The organism is Cyanobium sp. Morenito 9A2, from assembly GCF_024345575.1.
Taxonomy (GTDB): Bacteria; Cyanobacteriota; Cyanobacteriia; order PCC-6307; family Cyanobiaceae; genus ATX-6F1.
Map to the genome: position 1 here is coordinate 312,034 of NZ_JAGQBJ010000002.1, position 10,663 is coordinate 322,696.

Here is a 10,663-nt window from a genome sequence, read left to right on the forward strand (position 1 = left end):
GCCATTGCCGTTTCGCCCCGTCGAGTTCCGCACCGGTCGGGCGTTCGCCCCCCTCGGGGGCCGGGGGAGCGCGCGAACACCCACACCCAGCGAGGGTGATGATCGGAGCTGCCCGCGCCATGGGCGGGGGAGTGGAAGCGGAGCCGAGTTTTGCCAGCCGGCTCCGGGCCGCTGGCATGACGACACGCCTCACCCTGGCGCTGTCCAGCTAAGCCACGGCTCAGGAGCTGCTGCTGCTGGAGCGCTCCGCCCGGCGCCGATCCGCCGACTGGGCCGCCGCTGACGCCGATCTGCAGCCGGGATAGCCGGGCTCAGGCGGGCCGTTGGCCATGAAGCAACTGCTGGTGGTCTCCACCAGCGCCATGTTGAGCCATCCCTGGCTGGCCGCAGCGATCGGAGACGCCCGGGATCGGTCAGGCCCCAGCCTCGGCCTGCCGCAGGACCTGGTCGTTCGTGTTCGATGACCACGCCAACGCCGAAGGGCGCCGCAGGACCGCGCCAACCCCGGGGCCCCCTGTGAAGGCCACTCTCAGCCCGCCTGGGGCAGGGCCGCCGGCCTGATCATCAGCTTCATCTCCGTTTCCCCTCGCACCACCGTCAGGGGCAGCCCCACCCCCACCTTCGACGCCTCGACGGCCAACAGCAGGGCGGCTGGATCACTGATCGGCCGGTCAGCCACGGAGACCACCAGGTCGCCGCGGCGCACCCCCGCCACCTCGGCCGGGCTGTCTTGAAGCACCTTCTGCACCAGTGCTCCATCCCGCTCGGGCAACTTGAGCAAGGCGTTGGGGTCTCCGTTGTTGGCACGGGCGCGGCGGGCCGTCAACGGCACCAGTTGCAGCCCCAGGTAGGGATGCACCACAGGGCTGCCCGTGCTCAGCAACTGAGCCACCCCCTTGGCAAGATTAATGGGGATCGCAAAACCGAGGCCCGCCCCAGGACCGGCCCGCACCAGGGTGTTGATGCCGATCACCTCGCCGCCCGCGTTGATGAGCGGCCCACCGGAATTGCCTGGATTGATCGCGGCATCCGTCTGGATGAGATCGAGGCGCTTATCGGAGAAGCCCAGGCTGTTGATGTTGCGGTGCAGGCTGCTGACGATCCCCAGGGTGACCGTGCGCTCAAGCCCATAGGGGCTCCCCAGGGCGATGGCCCAATCACCCACCTCAAGAGCCTCGGAATCCCCGAGCGGTGCCGCCTGCAGGCCCGCCAATTCGGGGATGCGCACCACCGCCAGATCGGTGATCGGATCGGCACCGAGCACGCTGCCATCCAGCTGGCGCCCGTCGGCGAGGGTCACCTCCACGGAGTCAGCCCGATCGACGACATGGGCATTGGTGAGCACCAATCCGTGGGCATCGATCAACACGCCAGAGCCCTGGCCTCGCTCCCGCGCCCCGCCGGAGGGATCACCGAAGAAGTCCCGGAGGAGGGGGTCGCCGAAACCCTGCTCGAAGTTGGCCTGGGGCACGGCGCGCTCGGTGTCGATGCGAACCACCGCCGGACCCACCTGGCCCACGGCAACAGCCACAAAACTGTGACGACTTGAGGACTCCTCGGCACGGTCAGCGGCCTGGGCTGCAGCGGGCCGCGCCAAGGGGAGGGCCACCAGCTGGATCAACAGCAGGCCCATGAGCAGGGCCCGGCCACAGGTCTGAAGGGGAGCAATGCGCATGACAGGACGCTAGGCAAGCTTCACCTTTGGCCGCCAGGATCGGTCCGTGGTTCTAAGTTGCCGCAACCCGACCACACCCCCATGGCCGTGATCCCCCCCGGCACGCGACAGCGCTGCCGCCTTTGTCAGGTGGAGATTCTGGGCATGGTCGGCGGGAACGATCGGGTGTTGTTCAGCCAGGGGGCGCCGGCCACCCGGGCCAAGCTCTGGGCGCGGGTCTGTCAATTCCTCAAATCCCCCGAGCAGTGCGGCCAGTGCCTCAACCAGGACCCCGCCCTGCGCGGAGACGTGCAGGCGAGCGACTTCTACGCCGAGCCACCTGCCCTGGATCTGCGCCAACCCTGATCGCGTAGGTTGGCCAGGTGCCCGGCGGGCATCACCCTTTTGCGTGGGCCTTGGCTCCCGCCAGGGGCAGGTCACTGCAGCAGCCGGTCGGGCCGAGCGACCCGCCCTGACCGTCCCTTGCCCCATCCGCTCCACGCTGAACTCGAGGCCCTTGCCAGCCAATTGGCTGGTGAGGCGGCATTTGAGCTGTGCGGCCTGCAGGTGCAAACCCACAGGGTGCCAATGACCCTGCTGGTGCAACTGCGGCCGGCCGGGGGCGGTGATGTGAGCCTCGATGACTGTGCCCGGTTCAGCGGCCTCCTCGGTGAGGCCCTGGAGACCGCGGCTCTGCTCGACGAGGCCTACGTTCTGGAAATCAGCAGCCCCGGGGTCTCCGAGGAACTGCGCGATGACCGGGATTTCCGCAGCTTCCGCGGCTTCCCCGTCGCCGTCACGGTCCACGATGGCCAGGGCGGCGAGCAGCGGCGGGAAGGATTGCTGCTGGAGCGGGACGAGCAGGCGGTGCACCTCAACGTGCGCGGTCGTCGCAGCCGCATCCCCCGCTCCGAGGTGATCGCCGTTTGTCTCACCGCTCCGGAGCAGAGCTGACGCTCTCCCCCACTCGCTCCCTACCCCTTTTTCACCCCCGACACGATGGCGCTCGTTCTTCTCCCCGGCCTGCAGAACCTGATCGAGGACATCAGCGAAGAGAAGAAACTGGCGCCCCAGGTGGTGGAGGCCGCCCTGCGCGAGGCCCTGCTCAAGGGCTACGAGCGCTACCGGCGCACCCTTTACCTGGGCATCAGCGAGGACCCTTTCGAGGAGGACTACTTCAGCAACTTCGATGTGGCCCTCGACCTCGACGAGGAGGGCTACCGCGTGCTGGCCAGCAAAATCATCGTTGAGGAGGTGGAGAGCGAAGACCACCAGATCGCCCTCGCCGAAGTGCAACAGGTGGCTGAGGACGCCCAGGTCGGAGACACGGTGGTGCTTGATGTCACCCCTGAAAAAGACGATTTCGGCCGGATGGCCGCCGCCACCACCAAACAGGTGCTGGCCCAGAAGCTGCGGGATCAGCAGCGGCGGATGATCCAGGAGGAATTCGCTGACCTCGAAGACCCCGTGCTCACGGCCAGGGTGATCCGCTTCGAGCGCCAGTCGATCATCATGGCCGTGAGTTCGGGTCTGGGCCGACCCGAGGTGGAAGCCGAGCTGCCACGCCGCGACCAGCTCCCCAACGACAACTACCGCGCCAACGCCACCTTCAAAGTTTTTCTCAAGGAGGTGAGCGAGGTGCCCCGCCGTGGACCCCAGCTGTTCATCAGCCGTGCCAACGCCGGTCTGGTGGTTTACCTGTTCGAGAACGAGGTGCCGGAGATCCAGGAAGGATCGGTGCGCATCGTGGCGGTGGCCCGCGAAGCCAATCCCCCCTCCCGTTCGGTGGGCCCCCGCACCAAGGTGGCCGTCGACAGCGTCGAGCGAGAAGTGGATCCCGTTGGGGCCTGCATCGGCGCCCGTGGCTCCCGGATCCAGCAGGTCGTCAACGAGCTCCGCGGCGAGAAAATCGATGTGATCCGCTGGTCGGCGGACCCTGGTCAGTATCTGGCCAACTCCCTGAGCCCGGCGCGGGTGGAGATGGTGCGCCTGGTGGATCCGGCCGGCTACCACGCCCATGTGCTGGTCCCCCCCGACCAGCTCAGCCTGGCGATCGGCCGTGAGGGCCAGAACGTGCGCCTGGCGGCCCGGCTCACGGGCTGGAAGATCGACATCAAGAACGCCGCCGAGTACGACCAGGCAACCGAGGACGCACGGGTGGCCGAGCTGATTGCCATGCGCGAAGAGGAGGAGGCCCTGCAAGCGGAGGCGGAAGCGCGGCTGGAAGCCGAGCAGGCGATCCGCACCGAAGAAGATGCACGGCTGCGGGAGCTCTACCCCCTGCCGGAAGACGAGGAGGGCTACGAGGACTACGCCGACGAGGAGCCCGAGCAAGCCCCTGCTGAGGTGGAGGCCGGCCCTGAGGCTGACCCAGAACCCGAATTCAGCTCCGAATCGGACGCAGAGCCCGTTGAAGCCCCCCCCTCCGGGGATGGGGTGCGGTGAGCGCCGCCCCCACCTTGCGGCGCTGTGTGGCGTGCCGGGAGCTGCTGGATCGTCAGCAGCTCTGGCGGGTCATCCGACTCGCCGCAGGGGGTCTGGCGCTGGATGCGGGCATGGGCCGATCGGCCTACCTCTGCCCGAAGGCAGCCTGTCTGGAAGAAGCCCGGCGGCGCAAGCGATTGCAACGGGCCCTGCGCTGTCAAGTTGCGGATTCCATCTACGCCAGCCTCGGCCAGAGACTCGACACCAACCCCGGCGCAGTCTCTGAGGCAAGATGAGCAGTGGCCTTACCGCGCGTAGGGCCCGGTAGCACCCGTTGCACCGACCAATTGGAGCACTTAATGACCAGCAGCGGCAAAGTCAGGATTTACGAGCTGTCCCGGGATCTGGGCCTGGAGAACAGGGACGTGCTCGATGCCGCCGAAAAGCTTGCGATCGCCGCGCGGAGCCACAGCAGCTCCATCAGCGACGACGAGGCGGTACGCATCCGTGAATTGATCAAGGGAGGGGCCAAGGCCCCCGCCAGGCCTCCCTCGGGCGCCGGAGAAGCCCCAAAGGCGATCCTCTCCGTCAAGAAGGCCAACCCGGCCCCGACGGCAGAGAAGTCCACAGTCGCAGGCGGCCCCGCAGCACCAGTGGCGCCGGTGGCCAAGCCCCCCATCTTGGTCGCGCCCCCCACAGGTCCCAAGAACTCGAATGCGCCGGCGAGCCCGGCTCCCAGGGCTGTGGCGGCGCCGGTGGCGGCGCCGGTGGCGAAGCCCTCGGCCGCCCCCAGCCGGCCAGCCCCCCCTGCAGCACGGCCCGCGGCACCGGCGCGGGCCTCAGCACCGGCACGCCCTGCCCCAACGGCCACGGCTGATCCACCAAACCAAGCCGGCACGCCCATGGCGGCCCCCGTCAGCCGTAAGCCCGAGCTGAGACCCCAGGAACCAAGACCCCAGGACCCCCGGACCCAAGCGGCTCGGAGCCCCGAACCCCGCAAAGCCGAACCGCTGGTCGTGCGTCCCGCCACCAGCCCCAAGCCGGCACCACCCGCCGCCAGCGCTCCGGTTCCCCGCCCCGCCCCTACCTCCCCGCGGCCCGCTCCGCCCTCCTCTCGTCCGGCAGCACCGCAACGGCCTGGCGCCCCGGCCCGGCCCACACCCGTGGGCGCCGGGAAGCCCCAGCTGGTCGGTCGTAGCCACCCTGTTCAAGCCGGTGGCGCAACGTCATCCGGTGGCAGCGGCATCAGCCAGCGCCCCGCACCGCCGGCGGGCCGCCAGCCCCTGAGCCAGCGCCCCACCAGCGCACCGCCCCAACGCCCGGTCACCGCTGGTGGCGCCCCCAGGCCCGTGCCAGGTCGCCCCAGTGCCCCTGGGCGGCCCCAGCCCAGCCCCCTGGAACTGGTGGGCAAGCCCATCCGCCGCGATGCCACTGCTGGCCCCGCCAACGGCGCCCGGCCGGGTCCCCCCGTGCGACCCGGTGTGCCCCAGGGCATGCGCAAACCGGTGGCCCCCGGCGAGCTCATGCAACTGCAGAAGCCCGGCAACCGTCCGGTAGCTGCCCCGCCCAGACGTCCGGGTGCCGGCGAACCGGGTGCCCCCGGCGAAGCCACCGCCCCACGGCCCGCCGGCGTGGGGCCGGCGGCGCCCAAGCGCCCCGGCTTCCGCACGCCCCAGGCCCCTGGCAAAGCCCGTCGCCCCGACTGGGACGACAGCGCCAAGCTCGAAGCCCTGCGCAGCCGCACGCCCCAGAAGCAGCGGACCAAGGTCCACATCATCGGCGAAAACGATGATGCGCTCACCGCCGAAACCGGTGGCTTCGCCGGCGAACAGGAAGCCCTGGTGCTGCAGGCGAGCCTGGCCCGACCGGCCAAGCCCCGCGGCAGGGCCCCTGTGGCGGCCGCCAAGCCCCTGGTGGCGGTGCGCAAGCGCAAGAAAGAGACCACCCGTCAGCGCCAACGCCGCCGGGCGATGGAACTGCGGGCGGCCCGCGAGGCCAAGGCCGTGCGGCCCGACATGCTGATCGTGCCGGAGGGCAACCTCACGGTGCAGGAGCTGGCCGACCGCCTCGGCGTCGAGAGCTCCGAGATCATCAAATCGCTGTTCTTCAAGGGCATCAGCGCCACCGTCACCCAAACCCTCGATCTCGCCACGATCGAGACCGTGGCGGAGGAATTCGGCGTTCCTGTGCTCGAAGACGACGTCCAGGAAGCCGCCAAGAAGACGGTGGAGATGATCGAGGAAAGCGACCTTGCGCATCTGATCCGACGGCCACCGGTGGTGACGGTCATGGGCCACGTCGACCATGGGAAGACCAGCCTGCTCGATGCGATTCGCAAGACCCGCGTGGCCGCAGGCGAGGCCGGTGGGATCACCCAGCACATCGGGGCCTACCAGGTGGTGGTGCCCCATGCGGGCGAACAGCGCAAGATCACCTTCCTCGACACCCCGGGCCACGAGGCGTTCACCGCCATGCGCGCCCGGGGCACCAAGGTCACCGACGTGGCCGTGCTGGTGGTGGCCGCCGATGACGGCGTGCGCCCCCAGACCCTGGAGGCGATCAGCCACGCCCGCGCCGCGGAAGTGCCGATCGTGGTGGCGATCAACAAGATCGACAAGGAAGGCTCCTCGGCGGAGCGCGTGATGCAGGAACTCTCCGGCCACCAGCTGGTGGCCGAAGACTGGGGCGGCAACACCGTGATGGTGCCGGTGAGCGCCCTCAAGGGCGAAAACATCGACAAGCTGCTGGAGATGATCCTTCTGGTCACCGAAGTCGAAGACCTGCAGGCCAACCCCGACCGCAGGGCCAAGGGCACCGTGATCGAGGCTCACCTCGACAAGGCCAAGGGTCCAGTGGCCACTCTGCTGATCCAGAACGGCACCCTCCGGGCCGGCGATGTGCTGGCGGCAGGGCCGATCCTGGGCAAGGTGCGCGCCATGGTCGATGACACCGGCAAACGCGTGAAGGAAGCGGGGCCGTCCTATGCCGTGGAGGCGTTGGGCTTCAGCGAGGTGCCCACCGCCGGCGACGAGTTCGAGGTCTACACCGATGAAAAGACCGCCCGCTCGGTGGTGGGGGAGCGGGCCACAGAAGCCCGCGCCACCCGCCTCGCGCAGCAGATGGCCTCCCGCCGGGTGTCCCTCACCTCCATCTCCGGACAGGTGAAGGAAGGGGACCTCAAGGAACTCAACTTGATCCTCAAGGCCGACGTCCAAGGCAGCGTGGAGGCGATCCTCGGATCGCTCGAACAACTACCCAAGGATGAGGTGCAGGTGCGGGTGCTGCTCTCCGCCCCAGGCGAGATCACCGAAACCGACGTGGATTTGGCGGCCGCCTCCGGCGCCGTGATCGTCGGCTTCAACACCTCAATGGCGCCGGGCGCCAAACGCGCCGCGGACGCCAACGGCGTGGATGTGCGCGACTACGAGGTCATCTACAAGCTGCTGGAAGACATCCAACTGGCCATGGAAGGCCTGCTGGAGCCGGAGCTGGTGGAGGAGTCCCTGGGTGAAGCCGAGGTGCGCGTCGTGTTCAACATCGGCAAGAGCGCCGTGGCGGGCTGCTACGTCACCAATGGCAAGCTGCAGCGCAACGCCAAGGTGCGGGTGCACCGCGGCAAAGAGAAGGTGTTCGAAGGGGACCTCGACTCTCTGCGTCGCAACAAGGACGACGTCAAGGAGGTGGCCACAGGCTTCGAATGCGGCATCGGCTGCGATCGTTTCGCCAACTGGCAGGAGGGCGACCGAGTGGAGGTCTACAAGCTCGTCACCCAGCGCCGCACCCTCAGCACCTGACGTGAACGCCCGGAGCGAAGCCCTGCTCTGGATCCAGCTGCTGGGCCTGCCGGCCCTGCCCCTGGAAGTGCTGCTCCTGTTGCTCCTGTTCGCCGGGGCCGATCCGGGGCCCGTGCCCTCCGTCGAACGTTTACTCGTCTGGGGGCTCGGCGCCCTGCTGCCGGCGCTGCTGCTCTGGCAACGGCCGCCGGATGTGTGGTCGCTCCTGCTGGCCCAGGTGCCCCTGCGCGGACGCCGGCCGCAGCAGCAGCGGCTGAGTGCCTTGCAGGTGGGGCCAGGGCTTCAACTGGCTCGGGCCTCCGGCGCTGTCCTCTTGCTGCCGATCAGTTGGTGGGCCGATCAGCACGCGGGCCTGGCCACCGGGCTATCGCCCTTCGACTCCAGCGGCCGGCTGGTGGTGCTGCTGATCAGCGTGCCGCTGCTGGCGCTGATGCTGTGGCAATGGCAGCAGCTGGTGCAGGCCCTACGGCTGCTGAGCTTGGATGACGCTGCGCTCGAGGCAGCCCCACCTTTGGCCCTGGCCGAACTGGAGCAGAACCGGTTGAGCCTGGGGCTGCCCGTGCTGATGATCAATCCCCTCAGGCGCGATCAGCGACCTGCCCAGGCATCCCAACCCGAGCCCAGGCCGGTTCCGACACCAAGGCCAACCGCGACGGAGGAGGCGGTACAGGGGAATCCCGCCAAGGGAGTGGCCACGAACCCTGCGAAAACGACGACCACCACGCTCCCGTCGGTTGACCGGGGAGACGGCCCCCCCGAAGGGGAAGAGCTCATTGGGACGAAAGGAAGCACGGGCAAGACAGGCCCTGGGCTCCATCCGCCAGGCGATCTGGAATTCCCGGCAAAGGCGCCCATCGATCGGCCTGCCGAACCATCCGACCCGGCCTTGGCCCCTGGAGCCTCAACAGAGGATCAGCACGAAGGCAACGCGACAGGGAGCGCAGCCCCATCACCTGGGCATGGAGCTGCCGCTGCCGAAGTGCAACCAGCGGTTGGGGATGGGCCCGACGGCCGCCCCAAGGCCCCTGATCCGGCCGACGGGAGCCCTGGGGAGATCAGCGTGACCGGATCAGCGGAAACCGCGCGCCCGGAAGACGAGGGCGCTGAAGCGCCCATACCGGAAACGAAGTGCCCTGAGGGCGCCGCCAGCGAGGAGGTGGCTGCTGAGGCAACTCCGCCCCCCGAACCAGTCCACATCAATGACACCAACGGGGCTCAGGGGTCCTAACCCATTGGAGCCAGGACCCCGCAGACCGCTGGGCCCTCACCCAGGCAGGCACAAGCCTGTGGAACCTGCACACCAAGCTCGTCCAGCCCAATGACCATGGGGACCCTGAAGCTTCCTCCCCCTGGCGCCCAGGCCAAGGCCGCGTCAGGCGGCGGCGGCCAGGGCCGAGGAGGAAGCAAGGGCGCCAGGGATGAGCCAATCGAACGCCGTCCATCCCGTGGCCCCTTGGGGTTAGCGGTGCGGGCTGGCGGATTGAAGGCATCTGGGCCAGCAACGACCAGCCAGCAAAGCCGGTGTTGAAGCCTCACAAACCAATGCCCGTTGACCGTGGCTCAGGTCTCGTCATTGCTGGGGGCTTGCGGACGATCAAGCCACAGCAGCAGAGCGAAAAGGCCCAGGGCACTGACTTGAATTCCGAGATCCGAGAGGGCCACCTCCTCGCCTGCACTGGCCCGAAGGGCCATGGTCGCCAGCCCCACAGCGGCCGATGCACTGAAGGCGAACCAAAGGGCGCGCCGGAGACCTCTCCAGGGGGAACGGGCCTCCTGCAGAAGCCGCTGGCGCAGTTCCGGGTCCAACGGTGCCCGGGGTCCTGATGCCATGGGGAAGGCCTGCGGGCGAGAGGTCTCCGAATGCTAGTTTCAAGGCGTTGCCGGTGTAGCTCAGTGGTAGAGCAACTGATTCGTAATCAGTAGGTCGTCGGTTCAAGTCCGATCACCGGCTTTTCGAAATCTCTCGCTGCAAAGGGCGCGCCTTAACGTCAATGGGTAAGGTTTTTCCTAAGGAAACATTTCCAGAACAGCGACGATCAACCGATCCAAGGGAGTTCATGCTGCAGGGAATCAAGCTGGGAGCCTGATCAATCAATCCGTAGCTCAGCAGTCCAGACACCATGCAGGCAGATACGCATGGCTGTTCTCCGGTGGGGCCCGCGGCGACCACCCTTGAGCTGGGGGTTGTCACGGAGCTGGGGGACTTCGGCTTAACGAGGCTCGCAGGTGATCTTCACGGCCCCAGAGCACTGAGCGGATCACGTCCGATTAAGTGTCCTGGCGGCTTCGATTCAGATCAAGGCCTAGACCCATCAAACCAGTCGATCTGATTCGGCCGCGCCCGTACCAACATCCACCCACAAAAAAGCCCCCTCTCTCGAGGGGGCGATGCCATCAACCGATGGAGGTCGCTAGGCGACTCAACCGATCGCCGGGGCGGTCAGCGCCACGGGGGTGGCTGTGGCGGCCGCCAGGTCAAGAGGGAAGTTGTGGGCGTTGCGCTCGTGCATCACTTCCATACCCAGACCAGCGCGGTTCACCACATCAGCCCAGGTGTTGATCACGCGGCCTTGGCCGTCGAGGATCGACTGGTTGAAGTTGAAACCGTTCAGGTTGAAGGCCATCGTGCTCACACCCAGGGCGGTGAACCAGATGCCGATCACGGGCCAGGCCGCCAGGAAGAAGTGCAGGCTGCGGCTGTTGTTGAACGAGGCGTACTGGAAGATCAGGCGACCGAAGTAGCCGTGGGCGGCCACGATGTTGTAGGTCTCCTCTTCCTGGCCGAACTTGT

The 10,663-nt window shown here is 67.9% G+C and carries 9 protein-coding genes, 1 tRNA gene and 1 pseudogene; 7 read left to right on the forward strand and 4 right to left on the reverse strand.

The features are described from left to right. Positions 1-220: 220 nt before the first annotated feature. Positions 221-364: a hypothetical protein gene (locus tag KBY88_RS05055; protein ID WP_254938807.1), complete on the reverse strand. Its 144-nt coding sequence runs from the start codon at positions 362-364 to the stop codon at positions 221-223. A gap of 165 nt (positions 365-529) precedes the next feature. Continuing rightward, positions 530-1,675 (reverse strand): trypsin-like peptidase domain-containing protein, encoded by a 1,146-nt coding sequence (locus tag KBY88_RS05060; RefSeq protein WP_254938808.1) that lies wholly within the window; start codon positions 1,673-1,675, stop codon positions 530-532. A gap of 81 nt (positions 1,676-1,756) precedes the next feature. Here KBY88_RS05060 and nblD point away from each other — a divergent pair, with 81 nt between their 5' ends. From nblD to KBY88_RS05090, 6 genes are all read left to right on the forward strand, one after another. After that, positions 1,757-2,020: an NblD family protein gene (gene nblD / locus KBY88_RS05065; protein ID WP_254938809.1), complete on the forward strand. Its 264-nt coding sequence runs from the start codon at positions 1,757-1,759 to the stop codon at positions 2,018-2,020. A 117-nt stretch (positions 2,021-2,137) separates the two neighbouring features. Beyond that, on the forward strand, positions 2,138-2,608 hold the full coding sequence (gene rimP / locus KBY88_RS05070) for a ribosome maturation factor RimP (RefSeq protein WP_254938810.1): 471 nt from the start codon (positions 2,138-2,140) through the stop codon (positions 2,606-2,608). Between the two features lie 45 nt (positions 2,609-2,653). Then, positions 2,654-4,099, forward strand: a complete 1,446-nt coding sequence (nusA, locus tag KBY88_RS05075) for a transcription termination factor NusA (RefSeq protein ID WP_254938811.1) — start codon at positions 2,654-2,656, stop codon at positions 4,097-4,099. Beyond that, on the forward strand, positions 4,096-4,374 hold the full coding sequence (locus KBY88_RS05080) for a YlxR family protein (RefSeq protein WP_254938812.1): 279 nt from the start codon (positions 4,096-4,098) through the stop codon (positions 4,372-4,374). The genes nusA and KBY88_RS05080 overlap by 4 nt, the downstream gene beginning before the upstream one ends. 63 nt (positions 4,375-4,437) lie before the next feature. Then, positions 4,438-7,872 carry a translation initiation factor IF-2 gene (infB, locus tag KBY88_RS05085; RefSeq protein WP_254938813.1) on the forward strand — a complete coding sequence of 1,145 codons (3,435 nt, stop codon included), beginning with the start codon at positions 4,438-4,440 and terminating at the stop codon, positions 7,870-7,872. 1 nt (position 7,873) lies between these two features. Then, on the forward strand, positions 7,874-9,100 hold the full coding sequence (locus KBY88_RS05090; protein ID WP_254938814.1) for a low-complexity tail membrane protein: 1,227 nt from the start codon (positions 7,874-7,876) through the stop codon (positions 9,098-9,100). Positions 9,101-9,432: 332 nt separating this feature from the next. Here KBY88_RS05090 and KBY88_RS05095 read toward each other — a convergent pair whose 3' ends face one another. Then, positions 9,433-9,702 carry a DUF3493 domain-containing protein gene (locus KBY88_RS05095; RefSeq protein ID WP_254938815.1) on the reverse strand — a complete coding sequence of 90 codons (270 nt, stop codon included), beginning with the start codon at positions 9,700-9,702 and terminating at the stop codon, positions 9,433-9,435. A gap of 49 nt (positions 9,703-9,751) precedes the next feature. Between KBY88_RS05095 and KBY88_RS05100 the strand changes: the two genes are divergently transcribed. Beyond that, positions 9,752-9,823 (forward strand) — tRNA-Thr (locus KBY88_RS05100). 469 nt (positions 9,824-10,292) lie between these two features. On the opposite strand, the pseudogene KBY88_RS05105 reads toward KBY88_RS05100, so the two are convergent. Next, positions 10,293-10,663: pseudogene (locus tag KBY88_RS05105) on the reverse strand (photosystem II q(b) protein); the annotation flags it as partial.

What these genes read in the sequence shown, in the direction of transcription:
- KBY88_RS05055 (WP_254938807.1), bottom strand. Translation starts at nt 364, where the DNA reads ATGGCGCTGGTGGAGACCACCAGCAGTTGCTTCATGGCCAACGGCCCG.
- KBY88_RS05060 (WP_254938808.1), bottom strand. Translation starts at nt 1,675, where the DNA reads ATGCGCATTGCTCCCCTTCAGACCTGTGGCCGGGCCCTGCTCATGGGC.
- nblD (WP_254938809.1), top strand. Translation starts at nt 1,757, where the DNA reads ATGGCCGTGATCCCCCCCGGCACGCGACAGCGCTGCCGCCTTTGTCAG.
- nusA (WP_254938811.1), top strand. Translation starts at nt 2,654, where the DNA reads ATGGCGCTCGTTCTTCTCCCCGGCCTGCAGAACCTGATCGAGGACATC.
- infB (WP_254938813.1), top strand. Translation starts at nt 4,438, where the DNA reads ATGACCAGCAGCGGCAAAGTCAGGATTTACGAGCTGTCCCGGGATCTG.
- KBY88_RS05095 (WP_254938815.1), bottom strand. Translation starts at nt 9,702, where the DNA reads ATGGCATCAGGACCCCGGGCACCGTTGGACCCGGAACTGCGCCAGCGG.